The sequence below is a fragment of the Agrobacterium pusense genome (assembly GCF_013285525.1).
GTDB classification, from domain to species: domain Bacteria; phylum Pseudomonadota; class Alphaproteobacteria; order Rhizobiales; family Rhizobiaceae; genus Agrobacterium; species Agrobacterium pusense.
Genome location: NZ_CP053856.1, coordinates 2,466,216 through 2,487,048, shown reverse-complemented (window position 1 = coordinate 2,487,048; position 20,833 = coordinate 2,466,216). Strand labels below are relative to the sequence as shown.

Sequence of the window (20,833 nt, the reverse complement as noted above, 5' to 3'; positions counted from 1 at the left end):
GAACAGGGCGCAGATAGATGCACCAGTCATTTGATGTCGTTATTATAGGTGGTGGACATGCCGGCAGTGAAGCGGCCGCGGCTGCGGCTCGCCATGGTGCAAAAACCGCGCTCGTGACCCATAAACGCGACACCATCGGTGTCATGTCCTGCAATCCAGCAATCGGCGGGCTTGGAAAGGGTCATCTCGTTCGCGAGATCGACGCCCTGGATGGTTTGATGGGTAGGGTAGCTGACGCTGCCGGTATTCAGTTTCGCATGCTCAATCGCAAAAAGGGTCCGGCAGTGCGCGGTCCCCGCACCCAGGCGGATCGCCGTCTTTACCGTGAAGCGATGCAGGGTGAAATTGCAAATATCGAGAATCTTACCATTATTGAGGGCGACGCTTTTGATATTGAGATGACGAATGAGCGAGTGGCTGCTGTCGTCATGGCGAATGGTAGCCGGATTCCCTGCGGTGCCGTGGTACTGACAAGTGGTACTTTCTTGCGTGGCCTTATTCATATCGGCTCCGAAAAGGTACCGGCAGGCCGTGTGGGTGAAGAACCGTCAATCGGCCTTTCCAATACTCTGTCGCGGCTTGGCCTTCGCATGGGCAGACTTAAGACCGGCACGCCTGCCCGTCTGGACGGGCGAACAATTGACTGGAGCGGTGTTGATCGACAAGGCGCAGACGAAGATCCTGTGCCTTTCTCCTTCATGACCGACAATATCGTGAATCCGCAAATCGAATGTGGAGTTACCAGAACCACATCAGCTGGACACAGGGTCATTCAAGAGAATATCCATCTTTCAGCAATGTATTCGGGTCAGATCGAAGGCGTCGGTCCGCGTTATTGTCCGTCGATTGAAGACAAGATCACCCGGTTTGGCGAGCGTGATGGTCATCAGATATTTCTGGAGCCCGAGGGACTGGATGATCATACAATCTACCCTAACGGAATTTCCACGTCACTTCCGGCGTCTGTCCAGGAACAGTTCATCCACACCATACCGGGTCTCGAGCGGGTTGCGATCTTGCAGCCGGGTTACGCGATCGAATATGACTATGTCGACCCACGAGAACTCAAGCCCTCCCTCGAGTGTCGCAAGATTACGGGACTATTCCTCGCGGGGCAGATCAACGGCACAACCGGATATGAAGAAGCAGCTGCTCAGGGGCTCGTCGCCGGCCTCAATGCCTCTCTTTATGCAAGCAACAGCAATCCGCATTATTTCAGCCGGACGGAATCCTACATCGGCGTCATGATCGATGATCTGACATCCAAGGGTGTCAGCGAACCCTACCGAATGTTTACGTCAAGAGCGGAATACAGGCTGTCGTTACGGGTCGATAATGCCGATCTGCGGCTAACTCCAGTCGGTCAGCGGGCGGGAATCATCGGTTGTCACCGTCAAAAGCGATTCGATAATTTTATAGAAGAACTCGGTCGGGGTCGTGACTTGCTGAAGACCCTCACGATCAGCCCTTCGCAGGCAGCAAAACAGGGATTAAAGCTCAATCAGGACGGACAACGCCGCTCCGTTTATGAATTGCTTGCCTATCCTGATATGTCGCTTGATGTCCTCAAACAGCACTGGCCCGAGTTGGGTGGGCTTCCCGAGAAAATTGCGGATGTGCTGCAAATCGAGGCTGGTTACGCTGTGTATATGCAGCGCCAGAGCGCCGACATCGTGGACATCAAACGCGACGAAGACCGAAAGATTCCTGACGATTTCGATTTTCAAAGCCTGTCGGGCCTTTCCAATGAGTTGAAACAAAAGTTGGAAAAGGCCCGTCCAGAAAACATTGCCCAGGCCGCACGTGTTGACGGTATGACGCCGGCTGCGATATCGCTGCTTCTCGCCCTTCTGCGGAAAAGCTCTCCTACGCAGAATGAAAAATTGCGTCTGCACCAATAGCGAGTCGGATTATGAAGATAAACGGCCAGAGTGTTTCACGTGAAACACAGGAGAAGCTCGAGCATTTTGTTGAGCTCTTCAAGAAGTGGAATAAGACCACCAATCTGGTGGCCCCCTCCACTCTTACAGAACTCTGGAGCCGCCACATTGCCGACAGCGCCCAGATATTTCATCTCTCTCCTCATCCGCAAAGATGGGTGGATCTGGGCAGCGGTGGGGGTTTTCCCGGTGTCGTCACTGCCATATTTCTCTCTGAAATTGGCGGCGGCTGGGTCGATCTGGTGGAAAGTAACAATAAGAAGGCCGCATTTCTCCGGATAGCGTTAAAGGAAACTGGCGCGCGTGGAGCGGTTCATCCCGTGCGAATTGAGAAAGCACCTGCCATTCTCAATACGTGCGATTCTGTGTCGGCCCGCGCACTGGCGGAGCTGGATTTGCTTTTCGACTATATTCATCCCTGGGCCACAAAAAATCCGGATCTCAAGGCATATTTCAATAAAGGCCGGGATTATGAATCCGAAGTGCAGAAAGCACATGGTCGCTGGCAGTTTGATCTGGTAAAACATCGGAGTGCCATTGAGGCAGATTCTGTTGTTCTTGAAATCAGCAACCTCGCTCTGAGGCGCTGACAAGCTGGCCAGGTGCGGCATGACTTTGGAAAAAAACCGGATTATCGCAGTAGCAAACCAGAAGGGTGGTGTCGGTAAAACAACGACTGCTATCAATCTGGCCACAGCGCTGGCAGCTATTGGTGAGCGGGTATTGATAGTTGATCTGGATCCGCAGGGTAACGCCAGTACCGGGCTGGGGATTGACCGGCGGGAGCGGAAGCTCTCCTCTTATGATCTCCTGGTCGGTGATCACAATATTGCGGAAGTGGCTGTCCCAACCGCCGTTCCAAATCTCGATATCGTGCCATCGACGATGGATCTGCTTGGTTTCGAGATGCAGGTTGCTACCGTTGCCAATCGCGTCTTTCTTCTGCGTGAAGCGATGGAGACGACAGAGGCTAGAGGCTATTCTTATATTCTTGTCGACTGCCCCCCTTCCTTCAACCTTCTGACGATGAACGCAATGACGGCCGCGCATTCCGTGCTGGTGCCATTGCAATGCGAGTTTTTTGCGCTGGAAGGCCTTAGCCAGTTGCTCGATACGGTCAGCCAGATAAGAGGGTCGGTCAATCCGCAGCTCGATATCCAAGGGATTGTTCTGACGATGTTCGATGCACGCAATAATCTGGCGCAACAGGTTGTCTCAGATGTCAGAACGCATCTCGGAGAAAAGGTTTACCATACGCTCATTCCGCGCAATGTCCGCGTTTCCGAGGCCCCATCTTATGGTAAGCCGGCAATTCTTTATGATTTGAAATGTGCTGGTAGTCAGGCCTATCTGCAGCTCGCATCGGAAGTGATCCAGAGAGAGCGTTTGCGTAAAGCCGCCTGACGTCTGCCGCAATCTACGGAGTGATATCTTATGAGTGATGATCTTTCCAAGCGCCGGCTGGGACGTGGTCTCGCGGCCTTGATCGGTGAAATGGACCAGCCTGTGCCCGTGGGTGAACCCCAGCGTACTGTCAGCGCTGATCGCACCATTCCGATAGAGTTCATTGCTCGTAGCCAACGGAACCCACGTCGTCACTTCGATGAAAATGAGTTGCAGGATTTGGCCGCGTCCATTCGGCAGCATGGCATTGTTCAGCCTGTGGTGGTGCGGACGGTCGGGGTGAATCGATACGAGATTATTGCCGGTGAAAGGCGCTGGCGCGCTGCGCAGTTGGCTGGTTTTACCGACGTGCCTGTTATCGTTCGTGATGTGGATGATCGAACGGCGCTCGAGTTGGCCATCGTTGAGAACGTCCAGCGCTCAGACCTCAATCCGCTGGAAGAGGCGATGGGTTATGAGCAGCTGATCGCGGAACACGGTTACACTCAGAACGATCTCGGTGAGATTATCGGCAAGAGCCGAAGCCACGTCGCCAACAGCCTTCGGCTATTGAAACTTCCGGACCCGGTACGCGACATGCTCGCGGATGGGTCGCTTTCCGCAGGTCATGCGCGGGCGCTTGTTTCCACTTCCGATCCGGCGAATCTCGCACGCATGATTGTTTCCAAGGGCTTGTCGGTCCGTGATGCCGAGAGGTTGGCTCAGAACGACATCAAATCGCAGGGCGAAGCTACGGAAAAGCGCCCTGCCGCGGAAAAAGATTCAGATACGGTCGCACTGGAGCGCAGTCTTTCTGATGCCCTCGGTCTTGACGTAAAGATTAACCACAAGGGGGGATCGGGGCAAATCCGTATCGCTTACCGCACGCTCGAGCAACTTGAGGCAGTGTGTCGCTTGTTGGAAAATAAACAATAAGTACCTGTTTTAATTGAAAAATACCCGCCTTTGGCGGGTATTATCGTTATGGCGACCGCCTAAAAATCTATTGCACGGCCCTTTATTTCGTAGTCGCCGAAACGAACCGGTTCGGCGCCGCCGCGGCCACCGGTTTCCGGTGGTAACTGTAGATCTGCCTGTTGTTTGCGCCGTTCTTCTGCTTCTTTCAGGGCCCGCTCAGCCGCAGGCGATAGCCGCCTCCGCTGCTCCGCGCCGTTGTCGTTATCCGCATCCTGCATGAGAAATCCTCCCTATAACGGGATATTGAAATATGTTTGCCGTTTCCCAGATTATATACCCATAGGGATTTTTTAAACCCCGGAATAATCCGGCGATGAGAATTCCGGCCACGACAGGGAGATTTCAGCGGATGAACATGATGCGCACGGCAATGCTTCTAGCCTTCATGACGGCATTGTTCATGGGCGTCGGTTTTCTGATCGGAGGCAAGGGCGGCATGATGATTGCTCTCGTCATGGCTGCCGGCATGAATCTTTTTTCCTACTGGAATTCAGATAAGATGGTTCTCTCGGCCTATCATGCCCGGGAAATCGATGAGGCGAATGCGCCTGAGTTCTTCCACATGATCCGCGATCTCTCACATAATGCCGGCCTGCCGATGCCGAAAGTCTATATTTATGACAGCCCGCAGCCAAACGCCTTTGCTACGGGAAGGAACCCGCAAAACGCCGCTGTTGCTGCTTCAACGGGTCTGCTGGAGCGTTTGACGCCCGAGGAAGTGGCCGGTGTGATGGCGCATGAACTGGCGCATGTGCAAAACCGGGATACGCTGACAATGACAATTACCGCTACGCTGGCGGGTGCGATTTCCATGCTCGGCAACTTCGCGTTCTTCTTTGGCGGCAATCGGGAAAACAATAATAACCCTCTCGGATTCATCGGCGTCCTGGTTGCGATGATCGTCGCACCGCTTGCCGCAATGCTGGTCCAGATGGCGATCAGCCGGACACGCGAATATTCCGCCGACCGGCGTGGCGCTGAAATCTGTGGCAATCCTCTCTGGCTTGCATCGGCGTTGCAAAAGATTTCCGGCATGGCGCAGCGTATCCACAACGACGACGCGGAGCGCAATCCTGCAACAGCGCATATGTTCATCATCAACCCGCTCTCGGGTGAACGTATGGACAATCTCTTCTCCACGCACCCGAATACGGAAAACCGGGTGGCGGCGTTGCATGCGATGGCACAGGAGTTTTCCCCGCGAGGATCGACGCCGCCGCCATCGGGTGATAGACCTCAGCGCAAATCGGGTTCGGTTCCCAAGACAGGCTGGGGACGGGGCAATGAAAATGAGCGCAAGGGACCTTGGTCTTGACATCAGATATTCAAAATAAGCCGTCACGGTCCAAAAAACCGAGGTTGGCGCAAGGCAGGGGCCGTGAAGACGGCCCTTCGTCTTTCCAGGACAAACCCGGTCTTCCTGCGCGCATAGCTGCCGCCCGCATATTGGCCGCCGTTCTGGAAAAGAAAACCTCGCTGGACGGTATGCTGGACAGCGAAAATGGCAATCCTGTTTATCGCGCGCTGTCGCCCGCGGACAGAGCGCTGGTGAGAGCCATCGTCAATAGCGCGCTTCGTCACCTCCCTCGGATCGAAACGGCGCTGTCAATGCTGCTGGATGGCCCGTTGCCGCAGGGTGCGCGGTCATTGCACCACATTCTCGTCGTTGGCGCGGCGCAAATGCTCTACCTTGATGTCCCAGATCACTCGGCCGTCGATCTCGCTGTCGAGCAGGCGCATCGTGATCCACGCAACAGGCGCTTCGTAAAGCTGGTCAACGCGGTTCTGCGACGGCTGGGTCGTGAGAAGGCCGAAATCGAAAAGGCCGTCGCCAGTGTGTCGGTCCTGCCGGACTGGTTCTACGCAAGGCTGGTTTCGGCCTATGGGCATGAGGTGGCGCAACGCATCTCTGACGCGCAGCTCACACCTTCTTCCATCGACCTCACCGTCAAGGCCGATCCTGCCCTCTGGGCTGAGAAGCTGGGCGGAACCGTCATGCCGAATGGCAGCGTGCGCCTGGGTGAATTTGAAGGCCAGATACCTTCTCTCGAAGGTTTTGCGGAAGGTGCCTGGTGGGTGCAGGATCTTGCAGCCAGCATGCCCGTGCGATTAATGGGAGATATCTCAGGCAAGCGTGTCGCCGATCTCTGCGCCGCTCCGGGCGGCAAGACGGCCCAGCTTGCACTTGCGGGTGCGAAAGTGACAGCGCTGGATCAGTCTGGCAATCGTCTTCGTCGCCTGAGGGAAAATCTCGACCGGCTTGGCCTTCAGGCTGAAACGGTTGAGGTCAATATGTTGAAGTATCAGCCGGAGCAGCTTTTTGACGCTGTTCTTCTCGACGCACCCTGCTCTTCAACCGGGACATTGCGCAAACATCCCGATGTTTGCTGGACGAAGGACGAGGCCGATATTGCCAAGCTGGCTGCTTTGCAGGGCCAGATGTTGCGGCACGCGCTGACGCTGGTTGCACCAGGCGGTATCGTGGTGTTTTCCAATTGCTCGCTCGATCCTTCCGAAGGTGAGGCGATGATTGCCGAAGTCCTGGCGGAAAATCCTGATGTAGAACGTGTCGCCGTCCACAGTGAGGATTGGCCGGGAATGGAAGCGGCGATCAACGCCCAGGGTGACCTTCGCACCACGCCCGACATGTTCGGGGGTGTCGATGGGTTTTTTAGCAGTGTCTTGCGTAAGAAGTAGAAAAAAGCCAAGCTTTCGCGAATCATTGGATAATTGTCGATAACGTTCCGGTCATCACGGTTCACTGATAAAAACAAAACATGTGAAACGGGAAACACAGCTTGTTAGGGTCCTTTGCAGGCAGCATGAATGCCGCCGGTCTTCTTTCGCGGATGGCGTATCGCCATCTGTGTGTCGGCCTCACGCCGTTACGTCTGCATGTTTCACGTTTTGCCAATCGTGCGCCGGAGGGGCTGGTTGCGGCACCGACGGATCTTCGGGCAATCGATCCCTATTTTGCCGAGGAGTTGCTGCGCGGCCGTATCGCGCTTGCCGGCCGTGTCATGGAAACCGGTGGCCACTCGCCTTTTCAGGTGGAATATCCTTCGCTTGTTTTTGAAGAGCGGCTGCACGCGTTTAGCTGGCTGCGCCACATCCGTTCCGACAGATCGAGCGAGGCATGCAGGAAGGCCCGCCGTATCGTCGCCGAATGGATGGCCATCCATGGCAAAAAGCTTGCGGGGGTTGCGTGGGCTCCGGAAATCGCGGCGCAGAGATTGATCGCCTGGCTTTCCCACTCGCCCGTGGTCCTATACGAAGCAGATGCGGGGTTTTATCGCCGGTTTCTGAAAAGCCTGGTCTTTCACGTGCGTTACCTCGAGAAAATCGTTAGGCACGCGCCGGATGGGGAGGTGAGACTGCGGATCAGGATCGCGCTTGCCATGGCTTCTATCGCCATGCCCACCCGGATGTCGCGGATCGCGCGGCACGGAATGAAGCTGGCTCAGGAAATGGAGCGGCAAATCCTGCCCGATGGCGGGCATGTGTCCCGCAATCCGCGCGTGATGCTGGATCTGCTGCTCGACCTTTTGCCCCTTCGACAAAGCTATATCAATCTCGGCCATGACCTGCCCTCCGGGCTGGTTCCTGCGATAGACCGCATGTTTCCGGCGATACGGTTTTTTCGGCACCAGGGCGGCGATCTCGCCTTGTTCAACGGCGCAACAGCCACGCTCGCCAATGAGCTTGTTTCGGTGCTCCGTTATGATGAGACAGCGGGCCGGCCTTCAAAGGTTTTGCCGGATGTGAATTATCACCGCCTTGCCGCGGGCGAAACGGTGGTTATCGTGGATACGGGCTATCCTGGCTCGGCCGAGCTTTCACGTAACGCGCATTCGGGCTGCCTCTCTTTCGAGATGTCATGCGGAAAAAACCGCTTCATCGTCAATTCCGGGTTTCCGCGAAACGCGGCGCCTGAATATCAACGGGCTAGCCGGTCGACCGCTGCTCATTCCACCGTCACGCTCGCCGACACGTCTTCATGCAGACTGTCGCGGTCCAGATTGCTCGGACCGATCATGGTTTCCGGTGTCAGCCAGGTCGATAGCCGGCGTGAAACTGGCGCAAACGGCAATGATGTCCTGTGGGCGGCGCATGACGGATATCTTCACAACTTCGGCTGTTATCACGAACGGGAGATGGAGCTGAATGCCGCTGGCACCAAGATAAAGGGTCGTGACCTGCTAAGGGCCGATCATAATGCCGCAAACGCGCAGACCCAGTCGGTCTCGGCGGTTTCGCGTTTCCACATCCACCCCCATATCCAGCTGCACCAGCGGGATGATGAGTCAATTTATCTTGAGGCCGCGGACGGAACCACCTGGCTGTTGACGGCACCGGGGTTGGAGCTTTTCGTGACCGAGGACGTGTTCATGGCCGATGCGTCCGGCATGCGGCCATCGCAGCAGATCGAGCTACCGTTCAATCTCGCCAACACGCGGGAGATTCGTTGGCTTATTGAGCGTCAAGCCTGAGCGTTTCCCCTGGAATTCGGCAAAAATACCCTAGTTTTTATCCTTCGACGTCCCCGCTGTTTATTCTTGCAGTAAGCTGTGTTAACGCGGCGGCAATTGCTGGAAAACCCGTTCCAGCCTGTCCTCCCCGTTTAACGGAGTATATTCGATGGCCGTCGTATCCAAAAAAATTCCCGCTCCCGACATGGTCAAAATTCGCACGGCGCTGCTCTCCGTGTCCGACAAGACCGACATTATCGAGCTGGCGACAGTTCTGTCCAAACTCGGCGTCAAGCTGCTCTCAACGGGCGGAACGGCAAAGGCTATTGCCGATGCGGGTCTGCCGGTGACGGATGTCTCCGAGGTCACCAATTTTCCCGAGATCATGGATGGCCGCGTCAAGACCCTGCATCCCAACGTGCATGGTGGGCTTCTGGCAATCCGGGATGATGCCGAACATGTGGATGCGATGAAGGCTCACGGTATTGAGGCCATCGATCTTTCTGTCATCAATCTTTATCCGTTCGAGGACGTTCGCGCCAAGGGCGGCGATTATCCGACCACGGTGGAAAACATTGATATTGGTGGTCCGGCCATGATCCGGGCATCGGCGAAGAATCATGCCTATGTGACCGTGGTGACCGATCCGTCCGATTATCCTGATCTGGTTGAAGCCCTGCAGGCCGATGACGGACAGACAAGCTATGCGCTGCGCCAGCGCTTCGCCGCCAAGGCCTATGCCCGCACGGCTGCTTATGACGCAATGATTTCCAACTGGTTTGCCGAGGCGCTCGCTATCGAAACCCCTGACTACCGCGCCATTGGCGGCGTGCTGAAGGAAAAGATGCGTTATGGCGAAAACCCGCACCAGAGCGCCGGTTTTTATCTGACCGGAGAAAAGCGGCCTGGCGTGGCAACAGCGACGCTTCTTCAGGGCAAGCAACTGTCCTACAATAATATCAACGACACCGACGCCGCCTACGAACTGGTTGCGGAGTTCCTGCCGGAAAATGCGCCGGCCGTTGCAATCATCAAGCACGCCAATCCCTGTGGCGTCGCGACCGGTCCGACGCTTGCAGAAGCCTACCGGCGAGCGCTGGCATGCGATTCCGTCTCGGCCTTCGGTGGCGTCATCGCTCTCAACCGCACGCTTGATGCGGAAACGGCGGAAGAGATCGTCAAGCTTTTCACTGAAGTCATCATCGCACCTGATGTTACAGAAGAAGCAAAATCGATCATTGCCCGCAAACCTAACCTGCGACTTCTGGCAGCCGGCGGCCTGCCTGACCCGCGCGCGGCCGGCATTACCGCAAAGACGGTTTCGGGCGGCCTTCTGGTCCAAAGTCGCGATAATGGCATGGTCGAAGATCTGGATCTCAAGGTCGTCACCAAGCGCGCGCCGACGGCGCAGGAACTTGAAGACATGAAGTTTGCCTTCAAGATCGCCAAGCACGTGAAATCCAACGCCGTCATCTACGCCAAGGACGGCCAGACAGCGGGTATCGGCGCCGGCCAGATGAGCCGTGTCGACTCAGCCCGTATCGCGGCTCAGAAGGCCGAAGATGCCGCCAGGGCTCTCGGTCTGGCTGAACCGCTGACCCGTGGCTCTGCCGTCGCTTCGGAAGCCTTTTATCCCTTTGCCGATGGCCTGCTTGCGGCGATTGCCGCTGGCGCGACTGCCGTTATTCAGCCCGGCGGTTCCATGCGCGATCAGGAAGTGATCGACGCTGCCAATGAGCACGATGTTGCGATGGTCTTTACTGGCATGCGTCACTTCCGCCATTAAGCGCAATATGATCAGAAATGAACAAGGCCCGAAGAATCGCTCTTCGGGCCTTTTTTGTTTCACGTGGGACAGTGGCGTGAGGGCTCAGGTCACTGCGCCGACCTGCCAGGGCACGAATTCATTATCGCCATAGTCGTAGATCTCGCTGACAGTCTTGTTGCCGGAGGCCACCGCTATGATGTGTTCGAAAATTCTTTCGCCGGATTCTTCGATTGTTTCGTTCCCGGTAACGATCTCGCCGCAGTTCAAATCCATATCTTCCTTCATGTGTTCATACATTTCGGAATTTGTGGCGATCTTGATGCATGGCGCAGGCTTGAAGCCGGAAACCGAGCCGCGGCCGGTGGTGAAACAGATGACGTTACAGCCGCCGGCAACCTGCCCTGTCACGGCGACAGGGTCGTAACCGGGTGTGTCCATGAAGACGAAACCCTGCTCCGTTACTGTCTCCGCAAATTCGTACACCGCCTTCAACGGCATGGATCCGCCCTTGGCGACCGCGCCCAGCGATTTCTCCAGAATAGTTGTCAGGCCGCCAAGCTTGTTGCCGTGAGAGGGGTTGTTGTTGAGTTCATCGCCGTTACGAGCCGTGTAATCCCGCCACCAGTCGATACGCTGCAAAAGCTTTTCGGCGACGGCAGGGGTGATGGCGCGCTTGGTCAAAAGATGTTCGGCGCCGTAAATCTCCGGCGTTTCGGAGAGAACTGTGGTGCCGCCATTGCGGACGATGAGGTCGGAGGCATATCCGAGGGCCGGGTTGGCGGAAATGCCGGAGTATCCGTCGGAACCGCCGCATTCCAGCGCCACTTTCAGCTTTGAAAGAGGCTGTTCAGTACGGCGTGCGGCATTGACCATCGGCAGCATGGCCTTAATCTCGGCAATTGCCGCGTCGATCGTTTTGCGGGTGCCGCCATGCTGCTGGATTGTCATGGTGCGCAGCCGGTCGCCCTCCTCCATCTTGTAATGTTCGAGGATAGGCGCGATCTGGTTGGTCTCACAGCCCAAGCCGATCAACAGGATGCCACCAAAATTAGGATGGCGGGCATAGCCCTGGATGGTGCGGATCAGCAGACGGTAGCCTTCCGATTTTGTATTCAGCGCGCAGCCCCCGCCGTGGGTCAGCGCCACGACGCCATCGACGTTGTCGAAACCATCAAGGCCGCCCTGCTTGTTGAAATAATCGGCGATATAGCGCGACACGGTGGCGGAACAGTTCACAGAAGCGATGACGCCGATATAGTTTCTCGTTCCGACACCGCCGAGGCCACGGTCATATCCGATGAAGGTACGGCGCTCGGCCTCCGGCACCATGCCCTTCTCCTCAATGTCGACGCTGAACTGATGCGCGTGTTCGGAAGGCACCATGGCAAGATTGTGCAGGTGCACGTGCCGGCCAGGTTCGATGTCCTGGGTGGCGATGCCAATCACCTGTCCGTATTTCAGCACCTCATCCCCGGATCTGATGAATTTAAGGGCCACCTTGTGCCCGCGCCCAATCAACTCCAGCGCCGCCAGATCGCCCCTGCCCGTCGCGCCGCCCGCCGGGATGGACCGACGCGCCACCGCAACGTTGTCGTTGGCGTTCAGCAAAATGGTTGCCTCGGAATTCTCACTCACGGATGTTCCTCCTCCCGGTATATTGTCTGCTATGTTCCTGGGTCAGTTTTCGACCCAGCGTCTCTTCGAACCTTCCAGATGGGTATGCATGGCGGCCTGCGCCAACAGCGGGTCTTTCAGTTCAAGCGCGGCGAGAATGGCCTCGTGTTCCTGAAGAGCATGGGTCCAGGTATCGCGGTCTTCAAACTTCACGCGGAGCTGGGCCGAAATGGGGCTATGGCGCTCATCGAAAAGGTTGGCCACCATTCGGGCTAAAACGCTGTTACCGGATTGCTCGGCTATTGTGACGTGAAACAGCCGGTCCTGATCCAGCGGCTTGCGACCGGCCTCTATTTCCCTCTGCATGGTGTTGAGTATCTGGCGCAGGGTCGCGATCGTTTCATCGGTCATCCGGCTTGCCGCCAGCACGATGGTGGCACCCTCCAATGCGGCGCGCGCCTGCATCAGTTCGGAGGGGCTGTCGCCAAGCGATTTGGTATGGTGGGTCGTCTGCAGCGCTTCCGCCGAAACATAGACGCCGGAACCCATACGAATTTCCACTGTGTTGTCGATCTCAAGCGCAATCAGGGCCTCGCGCAGCGAAGGCCTCGATACACCGAGCTTCTGAGCCAGTTCCCGCTCAGCGGGAAGCCGCGTACCGGGCAGGAATTCACCCAGATCGATGAGTTCGCGTATCTGGTCTGCAATCTGCTGATAAAGCCTGCGCGGCTCCGCTATTTTGGCCTGACCACTCATGAGTTTTACGACAAGTCCTGTCTGAAGATCATATTTGGCCTTACCGTAGCGCCAAGCGTATCAATACGCAAGGAATTACTTAAATACTTGTAATTAAATATTTTTTTCCGATATAGTTTAGATATAATATTTTCGCTCTGGGTCTAGATTCGCAAATTGTCGGCTAATTGGCTTGACCATTTTAAAAAACCGGCCTAACCATTTGACCTGTTCATGACCCCGGTGGAGCGGGGATACGGGTGGGAGGTTTCCAGATGTCGCAGGGCGCATCGACAATTCGGGGCGAGTACTCGCCTGAGGAGATGGCGCGCGCGGAGCGTTCGGCCCTTCTGCGTCTCGAAAATATCAGCAAGGAATTCCCGGGCGTCAAAGCCTTGTCGAATGTGCATTTCGATCTGCGCAGCGGCGAGGTGCATGCTGTCTGTGGTGAGAACGGGGCGGGAAAATCGACGCTGATGAAAATCATCAGCGGTGTGTACCAGCCAAGTGATGGCACCATCCTACACAAGGGCGTGAAGGTACAATACGCCTCCCCCCTCGAGTCCGAAGCTGCCGGCATCGCCATCATCCACCAGGAACTCAATCTCGTTCCGCATCTTTCTGTCGCCGAAAACATCTATCTTGCGCGCGAACCGCGTCGCGGTTTCCTGGTTGACCGCAAGAAGCTGCGCCTCGATGCCAAGCGCTGTCTTGACCGGCTGGGTGTCGATATCGATCCGGATCAGATCGTCCGCGGCCTCTCCGTCGCCCAATGCCAGATGGTGGAAATCGCCAAGGCGCTCTCTCTTGATGCTGAAGTGCTCATCATGGATGAGCCGACTTCTTCTCTGACGGAGCAGGAAACCCGCCTTCTCTTCAAGGTCATCAGAGACCTCAAGGCTTCCGGCGTTGGCATCGTCTATATTTCTCACCGTCTCGACGAAATGGCCGAGATCGTCGATCGTGTGACGGTCTTGCGCGACGGACGTTATATTTCGACCGACGACTTCGCCTCCATCACCGTTGATGACATCGTCACGCGTATGGTCGGGCGTTCGCTGGAGGATAAATTCCCCGAGCGCACGTCGCGCCCGACGGACGATATCATCTTCTCCGTCGATGGGCTGACCCGCAACGGCGTGTTCAGCGATGTCAGTTTTTCGCTTCGGCGCGGCGAAATCCTGGGTTTTGCCGGCCTTATGGGTGCAGGTCGAACGGAAGTCGCGCGGGCGATTTTTGGGGCGGACCCGCTCGATGCCGGCAAGATCACCTTCAATGGGCGCGAGCTTTCGATCAGCTCACCGCAGGATGCGATTGAAGAAGGCATCGCCTATCTCTCGGAAGACCGGAAAAGCGACGGCCTCGCCATCAAGATGTCGGTGGCGGCCAATACGACGCTCGCCAATCTCGGCGAACTTTCCAACCGTTTTGGCCTGATCGACTTCAGGAAACACGACGAGGTCACCAAGCGATACGTCGACCTCTTGAATATCCGCACGCCTTCCATCGAGCAGACCGTGCGCCTGCTATCGGGGGGGAATCAGCAAAAGATCATCATCGGCAAATGGTTGTTCCGCCAATCCCGTATCCTGTTCTTCGATGAGCCTACACGTGGCATCGATGTCGGTGCGAAATTCGCGATCTACAAGATCATGGATGAGCTGGCCGCTCAGGGCATCGGCGTCATTCTCATCAGTTCGGAGCTGCCGGAAATTCTGGGGCTGACGGATCGCATCGCGGTTTTCCACCAGGGCCGGATTACGGGCGTGCTCGAAACCGCCAAGACCAATCAGGAAGAAATCATGCGGTATGCGTCCGGTTACGGCCGGGCCGCGCAGTGAGGAACGACATGGCCAATATTGCAGAACCCAAAAAGGGCTTCGCTGTCAGCGATCGCCAGAAGGACATCATCCAGAAATTTGCCGCGCTCGGCAGCCTGTTCGCCCTTGTCGCGGTGTTCTCCGCCACCAGCAGCGCCTTTTTTACCGTCAATAACGGCATGACGATCGCGTTGCAGGTCACGTCCATCGCTCTGCTCGGCATTGGCGCCACCTGTGTCATCATCACCGGCGGCATCGACCTTTCCGTTGGTTCGGTGCTGGCTCTTGCAGGGGTTGTTGCCGCTCTTGCGGTGAAGGAACTCGGCATGCCGGTGCCGGTCGGCATGTTGCTCGGCATTCTGACGGGTTCGCTCTGCGGGCTGATCAACGGGCTGCTGGTCACGCGCTTCAAGCTGCCGCCCTTCATCGCCACGCTCGGCATGATGCTGATTGCCCGCGGTGTGGCGTTGCAGATCACCGGTGCGCGCGCCGTGTCCGGCCTCGGCGAATCCTTCGGCGAACTTGGCAACGGCGCCCTTTTCCGCATCGTCAATATCGGTGATGATGGCTTTCCGAATGTCGTATTTCCAGGCATCCCCTACCCTGTCATCCTGATGGTGGTGATTGCGCTTGCGGTGTCCTTCATGCTCAACCGCTCGATCCTCGGCCGCCACATCTATGCCGTGGGCTCCAATGCAGACGCCGCACGTCTTTCCGGCGTCAACGTCGCCCGCGTCACTAACTTCACATACATCCTCTCCGGTACGCTTGCTGGGTTGACGGGGTGCGTTTTGATGTCGCGCCTCGTTACCGCCCAGCCTAACGAAGGTGTGATGTATGAGCTGGATGCCATTGCCAGCGCGGTTATCGGCGGCACATCGCTGATCGGCGGCGTGGGCACGATTTCAGGCACGGCCATCGGCGCCTTCGTCATCGGCATCCTGCGCAACGGTCTTAATATGAATGGCGTCTCTGCCTTCACGCAACAGATCATCATCGGCCTCGTCATTCTGGTCACCGTCTGGATAGACCAGTTGCGCAACCGCCGCTGATCAAAGGGCTGCGGACCCTTTCCGCAAAAAAGATCGGCAGGGGAGGCCCGGTATGCCGACATCACGGAGGAAGAAATGAAGAAAATTGCGACTGCCCTTCTGACATCCGCAATCGCGCTGTGGAGCGTTTCCACCGTGCAGGCCGGTGAAATCGCCGTCATCGTCAAGACCGTCAATTCGACCTTCTGGCAGAACGTCCAGAAGGGCGCCGATGCGGCCATGAAGAATTCTTCAGGCAACACCATGACCTTCCAGGGTCCGGCTGCGGAATCGGCCATTGCCGACCAGGTTAACATGGTTGAGAACGCCATCAACCGTAAGGTCGCCGGCATCGTGCTTGCACCTTCCGATCCGGACGCGCTGGTGCCTGCTGTCAAGAAGGCCTGGGAAGCCCGTATCCCCGTCGTTCTCATCGACTCGCAGCTCGCCAAGGGCTCTGAGCAATATTACCAGTCGTTCCTCGCGACCGATAACAAGAAAGCCGGCGAACTGGCAGCGCAGGCGTTGATCGACAAGGTGGGCAAGGAAGGCAAGATCGCCGTCATGTCCTATGTCGCCGGGGCTGGTTCTGAAATCGGCCGTGTCGGCGGTTTCACCGATTACATCCAGATGAACTCAAACCTGAAGATCGTCGGCCCGTTCTACTCGCAGTCGCAGATGGCGACCGCGCTGAACCAGACGACCGACGTTCTGGCCGCCAATTCGGACCTGAAGGGCATTTTCGGCGCCAATGAGCCGACGGCCATCGGCGTTGGCCGTGCGCTCGCCCAGTCAGGCAAGGCCGGCAAGGTCGTCGCCATCGGCTTCGACGGCAACCAGGATCTGCAGAACTTCGTGAAGGACGGCACGCTCGCCGGAATCGTGGTTCAGGGCTCCTATCAGATGGGTGAAAAGGGCGTCGAAACCGTCACCAAGCTCATCAACAAGGAAAAGGTCGAGAAGTTCGTCGACACCGGCGTCGTTGTTGTCACCAAGGACAATATCGAAAAGCCGGAAGCAAAGAACGTTCTTTACTGATCAAGCGATGACGCGCCGCTTCACCGGCGGCGCGTCTTTCCAAAGGCAAGCTGGAAAGTCTCCGCAATGAAAGTCTCCGATACACGTAAATTGCCGCGCCGCGCCGTCGACGTTACCGTCATGGGTCTCGGTTGCGCCCAGATGGGCAATCTCTACCGCGTTACGCCCTATGAAGAGTCCAAGGGTGCGTTTGACAAGGCATGGGAAAGCGGCATGCGTTATTTCGATACCGCGCCGTTTTATGGATATACGCGGTCGGAGCGTCGCCTGGGGACCATGGTGACGGAGCATGACCGGAGCGAATATTCGCTGAGCACCAAGGTCGGTCGCGTTATGGTTCCCGATGAGACCGTTGGCCCCGAAGAGGATGCCTATATTGCGCCGCTACCCTTCCGCCCGTTCTATGATTATTCCTATGATGGCATTCTACGCTCTTTCGAGGCCAGCCAGCAGAGGCTCGGCGTTCTGAAGCCGGATATTCTTTATGTGCACGATATCGGCTCCTACACCCATGGCGAAAAGCACCAGCATTACTGGGAGCAGCTGACCGCTGGCGGCGGCTTCCGGGCGCTTGGCAAGCTGCGTGAGGAAGGTTCAACTGGCGCTATCGGCCTTGGCGTCAACGAGTGGGAAATTGTCAACGACGCCATGGATGTCTTTGACATCGACGTCGCCATGCTTGCCGGCCGCTATACGCTGCTGGAGCAGCAGAGCCTTGCTTTCATGAACCTCTGCGCCGAAAGCGGTGTCGGCATCGTTGTCGCCGGTGCTTTCAATTCCGGCATTCTCGCGGGCAACCGCAAATTCAATTATGCCGATGCGCCTGCCGATATCCTTACGCGGGTTGATGCGCTGCAGGGTGTCTGCGAAGAAGTCGGTGTGTCGCTGCAGGCGGCTGCATTGCAATTTCCGCTGGCCCATCCGGCTTCGGTCACCGTCGTCTCGGGCGCGCGGAATGCGCAGCAGCTCGCTTCCAATATCGAATGGTTCGAACAATCTATTCCGGATGAGTTCTGGGCGGAACTGCACAGACGCGGTCTGATCGCCGAAGGTGCGCCGGTGCCGGGCGGAAAGGCCTGAGGCAATGCTTATCGACGCCCACCAGCATTTCTGGTTAATGAAGGACCGTGCCGGCCAGTGGCCGCCGCCGTCGCTCGCCGCCATCTACCGGGATTTTCTTCCAGCGGATCTGTCGCCATTGCTGGCCGCGGCCGGAATTTCCGGCACCGTGCTGGTTCAGACGATGGAGACGGCTGCCGATACGGATTTCATGCTGGCGCTGGCGGAAGAGACAGATTTCATCAAAGGTGTGGTCGGCTGGGTGGACATGAAGTCTCCAGATGCTGCAACTGAAATCGCCCGCCGGGCAAAACATCGGGCGTTCAAAGCCGTGCGCCCGATGCTGCAGGGCATGGAAGACGTGGCATGGATCGATGATCCGCTGCTCGATCCCTCCGTGGCGGCGTTGGTGAACCACGGCCTGGCGTTCGATGCGCTGGTCCTGCCGCCCAATCTGCCGCATCTCCTCGCCTTTGCCCGGCGTCATCCACAATTGCCTGTTGTCATCGACCATGGTGCCAAGCCGCTGATTGCGACCGGCCGCTACAGCGCCTGGCGCAAGGATATGGGCGCTTTGGCGGCTCTTCCCAATGTCCATTGCAAGCTCTCCGGCCTCCTGACCGAGCGCGGCGATCAGCGACCGGAAGCAGTGCGGCCCTATGCCGAAACCATTCTGGAGCTGTTCGGCGCAGACCGGGTGATTTTCGGCAGCGACTGGCCGGTTTTGCGACTGGCGGGCGATTATCAGGAATGGCTGGACTTCTGTCGCGATATCGTGCCGGCAGCGGACCATGCGGCAGTCTTCGGCGGTAACGCCATTCGTTTTTACTCCCTTTCCCACAGGTGATGCATGCTGGCGATTTTCTGCGACACTCCCGGTCAACTCAGCGCCAAGGATCTGCCTAAACCTGTGCGTGGCGAAGGTGAGGTGCTGGTGCGCGTCCGTCGCATCGGGGTTTGCGGTACGGATCTCCACATCTTCACCGGCAATCAGCCTTACCTCTCTTATCCGCGGATCATGGGCCATGAGCTCTCCGGTACGGTTGAAGAGGCGCCGCAGGGCAGCCATCTGTCCGTCGGCGACGTTGTTACCATCATTCCGTATATTTCTTGCGGAAAATGCAGCGCCTGCCTGAAGGGCAAAAGCAATTGCTGCCGCAATATCGGCGTGCTCGGCGTTCATCGTGATGGCGGCATGGTGGAATATCTGAACGTGCCGCAGCAATTCGTGTTGAAGGCTGAAGGGCTGAGCCTCGACCAGGCGGCGATGACCGAATTTCTGGCTATCGGCGCGCATGCGGTGCGCCGTGGCAACGTCGAAAAAGGACAGAAGGTTCTGATCGTCGGCGCCGGACCGATCGGCATGGCGGTAGCGGTTTTCGCGGTTCTCGATGGCGGCGAAGTCACGATGATCGATGGCCGCACCGACCGGCTGGATTTTTGCAAGGAGCATCTCGGCGTCGCCCATACAGTGTCGCTTGGGGACGGCGACAAAGATCGTCTTTCCGAGATTACCAACGGTGATTTCTTCGATGCGGTCTTCGATGCGACCGGTAATCCTAAAGCCATGGAGCGCGGCTTTTCCTTCGTCGGCCATGGCGGTTCGTATGTGCTTGTTTCCATCGTCGCGAGCGATATCAGCTTCAACGATCCGGAGTTCCACAAACGTGAAACGACGCTGCTCGGCAGCCGCAATGCGACGCCGGAGGATTTCGAACGCGTGTTGCAGGCATTGCGGGAAGGGAAAGTACCTGAGGCGCTGATTACGCACCGTATGGCGCTTGCCGACGTTCCATCGCAGTTCGCAGGGCTGACAGATCCGAAAGCCGGAGTCATCAAAGGCATGGTGGAGGTCGCATGACGCCCGAGACGCCCATCCTGCAATTCGGTACCAGCCGCTTTCTTCTCGCGCATGCGGACCTCTTTGTCTCGCAAGCGCTGGAAAAGGACGAGGCTATCGGTCGCATCGCGATTGTCCAGACAACCGGCAATGCGGAAAGCCTGAAGCGTGTCGCGGCGCTGAATAGTGGCGCGCCCTACCCCGTGCGCATTCGCGGCATCCGTGACGGGCGGAACGTGGATGAGGAAATTGAGGGCAAGGCTGTCGCGCGGGCCCTGACCTCGGCAACCGAATGGGAGGAAGTACGCCGCCTCGCCTGCGAAGCTGCTGTCATCTTGTCCAATACCGGAGACCGCGGTTATGAGCTTGATTCTGCGGATGGCGCAGATCTCGCGGCGGATTTTACGGCCGTCCCGAGGAGCTTTCCGGCGAAACTCTGCATTTTGCTGCTCGAACGTTTTCAGCGCAATCCGGAAGCGCCCGTGTCCATCTTTCCTTGTGAACTTGTGCCGCGTAATGGCGAAAAGCTGAAAGAGGTCATTCGCCGGCTTGCCGATGAATGGCAATTGCCGGCGGGTTTTGCCTTTTACCTGAACGAAAAGTGCCGTTTCGCCAATAGCCTGGTCGATCGCATCGTTTCCGAGCCTATCGATCCGGTAGGTGCAGTGGCGGAGCCTTACGCGCTCTGGGCGATCGAAAAGCAGGACGGGCTTGTCCTGCCCTGCAATCACCCTGCCGTGGTGCTGACGGACGATCTCGACCACTATGAAAAGCTGAAGCTCTTCCTGCTCAATCTCGGCCATTCCTACCTGGCGGAACGCTGGCTGCAGGATGCGCGGGCGAAGGACGAGACGGTGCGCCAGGCAATGGACGACAGTGCACTCGTCGCGGATCTGGAAACGTTATGGCGCGACGAGGTTCTGCCGGTCTTTATTGCTGAAGGCATGGGAAATGATGCGCAGGCCTATATCGGCGTGCTGCGGGAGCGTTTGCGCAATCCCTTCCTTGCCCATCGACTGGCCGATATCGCCGGTAATCACGATGAGAAGAAGCGCCGACGCTTTGCTCCGGTCATTGCCGCAGCGGACCGGCTGGGATTGAGCCTGCCGCAATCAAAGCTGCGCGCGGCGCTTGCCACCATCAGAAAGTAACGGAGTT

General features: G+C 57.3%; 18 protein-coding genes. 15 read left to right on the top strand and 3 right to left on the bottom strand.

All coding sequences use genetic code 11. From position 1 onward, the window contains the following. The first annotated feature begins 17 nt into the window (after positions 1-17). The 4 genes from mnmG to HQN82_RS12050 are packed head-to-tail and all read left to right on the top strand — an operon-like array spanning position 18 to position 4,259. Positions 18-1,901 (top strand): tRNA uridine-5-carboxymethylaminomethyl(34) synthesis enzyme MnmG, encoded by a 1,884-nt coding sequence (gene mnmG, locus HQN82_RS12065; RefSeq protein ID WP_173614916.1) that lies wholly within the window; start codon positions 18-20, stop codon positions 1,899-1,901. Positions 1,902-1,912: 11 nt separating this feature from the next. Beyond that, entirely contained in the window at positions 1,913-2,530 is a 618-nt protein-coding gene (gene rsmG, locus HQN82_RS12060) for a 16S rRNA (guanine(527)-N(7))-methyltransferase RsmG (protein WP_112765683.1), read from the top strand. 19 nt (positions 2,531-2,549) lie between these two features. Further along, entirely contained in the window at positions 2,550-3,344 is a 795-nt protein-coding gene (locus HQN82_RS12055; protein ID WP_006700257.1) for a ParA family protein, read from the top strand. 30 nt (positions 3,345-3,374) lie between these two features. Further along, positions 3,375-4,259 carry a ParB/RepB/Spo0J family partition protein gene (locus tag HQN82_RS12050; RefSeq protein ID WP_004444225.1) on the top strand — a complete coding sequence of 295 codons (885 nt, stop codon included), beginning with the start codon at positions 3,375-3,377 and terminating at the stop codon, positions 4,257-4,259. 59 nt (positions 4,260-4,318) lie between these two features. On the opposite strand, the gene HQN82_RS12045 is transcribed toward HQN82_RS12050, so the two are convergent. Continuing rightward, on the bottom strand, positions 4,319-4,519 hold the full coding sequence (locus tag HQN82_RS12045; protein WP_004444223.1) for a DUF1674 domain-containing protein: 201 nt from the start codon (positions 4,517-4,519) through the stop codon (positions 4,319-4,321). Positions 4,520-4,650: 131 nt separating this feature from the next. Here HQN82_RS12045 and htpX point away from each other — a divergent pair, with 131 nt between their 5' ends. The 4 genes from htpX (at position 4,651) to purH (ending at position 10,556) form a co-directional block, all read left to right on the top strand. Beyond that, a complete protein-coding gene (gene htpX / locus HQN82_RS12040; RefSeq protein WP_004444222.1) occupies positions 4,651-5,616 on the top strand; it encodes a zinc metalloprotease HtpX in 966 nt (321 codons plus the stop codon). Continuing rightward, on the top strand, positions 5,613-6,998 hold the full coding sequence (locus tag HQN82_RS12035) for an RsmB/NOP family class I SAM-dependent RNA methyltransferase (protein WP_112765682.1): 1,386 nt from the start codon (positions 5,613-5,615) through the stop codon (positions 6,996-6,998). Before htpX ends, HQN82_RS12035 begins: the two co-directional genes overlap by 4 nt. Positions 6,999-7,123: 125 nt before the next feature. Beyond that, positions 7,124-8,791: a heparinase II/III family protein gene (locus HQN82_RS12030; RefSeq protein WP_034500007.1), complete on the top strand. Its 1,668-nt coding sequence runs from the start codon at positions 7,124-7,126 to the stop codon at positions 8,789-8,791. Positions 8,792-8,939: 148 nt separating this feature from the next. Further along, positions 8,940-10,556, top strand: a complete 1,617-nt coding sequence (gene purH / locus HQN82_RS12025) for a bifunctional phosphoribosylaminoimidazolecarboxamide formyltransferase/IMP cyclohydrolase (RefSeq protein WP_112765681.1) — start codon at positions 8,940-8,942, stop codon at positions 10,554-10,556. Between the two features lie 84 nt (positions 10,557-10,640). Here the strand turns inward: purH and HQN82_RS12020 are convergent, their stop codons facing one another. Beyond that, positions 10,641-12,173: a UxaA family hydrolase gene (locus HQN82_RS12020; RefSeq protein WP_173614915.1), complete on the bottom strand. Its 1,533-nt coding sequence runs from the start codon at positions 12,171-12,173 to the stop codon at positions 10,641-10,643. Positions 12,174-12,215: 42 nt separating this feature from the next. Further along, entirely contained in the window at positions 12,216-12,908 is a 693-nt protein-coding gene (locus HQN82_RS12015) for a FadR/GntR family transcriptional regulator (protein ID WP_173614914.1), read from the bottom strand. 254 nt (positions 12,909-13,162) lie between these two features. Here HQN82_RS12015 and HQN82_RS12010 point away from each other — a divergent pair, with 254 nt between their 5' ends. From HQN82_RS12010 to HQN82_RS11980, 7 genes are all read left to right on the top strand, one after another. Next, complete coding sequence (locus HQN82_RS12010) at positions 13,163-14,728, top strand: sugar ABC transporter ATP-binding protein (RefSeq protein ID WP_006700263.1); 1,566 nt, start codon at positions 13,163-13,165, stop codon at positions 14,726-14,728. An 8-nt stretch (positions 14,729-14,736) separates the two neighbouring features. Further along, positions 14,737-15,759 carry an ABC transporter permease gene (locus tag HQN82_RS12005; protein WP_004444206.1) on the top strand — a complete coding sequence of 341 codons (1,023 nt, stop codon included), beginning with the start codon at positions 14,737-14,739 and terminating at the stop codon, positions 15,757-15,759. 75 nt (positions 15,760-15,834) lie between these two features. Further along, entirely contained in the window at positions 15,835-16,776 is a 942-nt protein-coding gene (locus tag HQN82_RS12000) for an ABC transporter substrate-binding protein (protein ID WP_004444202.1), read from the top strand. 66 nt (positions 16,777-16,842) lie between these two features. Then, positions 16,843-17,856 carry an aldo/keto reductase gene (locus HQN82_RS11995; protein WP_173614913.1) on the top strand — a complete coding sequence of 338 codons (1,014 nt, stop codon included), beginning with the start codon at positions 16,843-16,845 and terminating at the stop codon, positions 17,854-17,856. 4 nt (positions 17,857-17,860) lie between these two features. After that, a complete protein-coding gene (locus tag HQN82_RS11990) occupies positions 17,861-18,682 on the top strand; it encodes an amidohydrolase family protein (RefSeq protein WP_112765679.1) in 822 nt (273 codons plus the stop codon). Positions 18,683-18,685: 3 nt separating this feature from the next. Continuing rightward, complete coding sequence (locus tag HQN82_RS11985) at positions 18,686-19,696, top strand: zinc-binding alcohol dehydrogenase family protein (protein ID WP_112553057.1); 1,011 nt, start codon at positions 18,686-18,688, stop codon at positions 19,694-19,696. After that, positions 19,693-20,826 carry a mannitol dehydrogenase family protein gene (locus HQN82_RS11980; RefSeq protein WP_112765678.1) on the top strand — a complete coding sequence of 378 codons (1,134 nt, stop codon included), beginning with the start codon at positions 19,693-19,695 and terminating at the stop codon, positions 20,824-20,826. The genes HQN82_RS11985 and HQN82_RS11980 overlap by 4 nt, the downstream gene beginning before the upstream one ends. Positions 20,827-20,833 lie beyond the last annotated feature (7 nt).

Bases quoted from the DNA above. Each gene is read 5' to 3' on its own strand.
- mnmG (WP_173614916.1), top strand. From the start codon at position 18: ATGCACCAGTCATTTGATGTCGTTATTATAGGTGGTGGACATGCCGGC.
- rsmG (WP_112765683.1), top strand. From the start codon at position 1,913: ATGAAGATAAACGGCCAGAGTGTTTCACGTGAAACACAGGAGAAGCTC.
- HQN82_RS12055 (WP_006700257.1), top strand. From the start codon at position 2,550: ATGACTTTGGAAAAAAACCGGATTATCGCAGTAGCAAACCAGAAGGGT.
- HQN82_RS12050 (WP_004444225.1), top strand. From the start codon at position 3,375: ATGAGTGATGATCTTTCCAAGCGCCGGCTGGGACGTGGTCTCGCGGCC.
- HQN82_RS12045 (WP_004444223.1), bottom strand. From the start codon at position 4,519: ATGCAGGATGCGGATAACGACAACGGCGCGGAGCAGCGGAGGCGGCTA.
- htpX (WP_004444222.1), top strand. From the start codon at position 4,651: ATGAACATGATGCGCACGGCAATGCTTCTAGCCTTCATGACGGCATTG.
- HQN82_RS12030 (WP_034500007.1), top strand. From the start codon at position 7,124: ATGAATGCCGCCGGTCTTCTTTCGCGGATGGCGTATCGCCATCTGTGT.
- purH (WP_112765681.1), top strand. From the start codon at position 8,940: ATGGCCGTCGTATCCAAAAAAATTCCCGCTCCCGACATGGTCAAAATT.
- HQN82_RS12015 (WP_173614914.1), bottom strand. From the start codon at position 12,908: ATGAGTGGTCAGGCCAAAATAGCGGAGCCGCGCAGGCTTTATCAGCAG.
- HQN82_RS12010 (WP_006700263.1), top strand. From the start codon at position 13,163: ATGTCGCAGGGCGCATCGACAATTCGGGGCGAGTACTCGCCTGAGGAG.
- HQN82_RS12005 (WP_004444206.1), top strand. From the start codon at position 14,737: ATGGCCAATATTGCAGAACCCAAAAAGGGCTTCGCTGTCAGCGATCGC.
- HQN82_RS12000 (WP_004444202.1), top strand. From the start codon at position 15,835: ATGAAGAAAATTGCGACTGCCCTTCTGACATCCGCAATCGCGCTGTGG.
- HQN82_RS11995 (WP_173614913.1), top strand. From the start codon at position 16,843: ATGAAAGTCTCCGATACACGTAAATTGCCGCGCCGCGCCGTCGACGTT.
- HQN82_RS11990 (WP_112765679.1), top strand. From the start codon at position 17,861: ATGCTTATCGACGCCCACCAGCATTTCTGGTTAATGAAGGACCGTGCC.
- HQN82_RS11985 (WP_112553057.1), top strand. From the start codon at position 18,686: ATGCTGGCGATTTTCTGCGACACTCCCGGTCAACTCAGCGCCAAGGAT.
- HQN82_RS11980 (WP_112765678.1), top strand. From the start codon at position 19,693: ATGACGCCCGAGACGCCCATCCTGCAATTCGGTACCAGCCGCTTTCTT.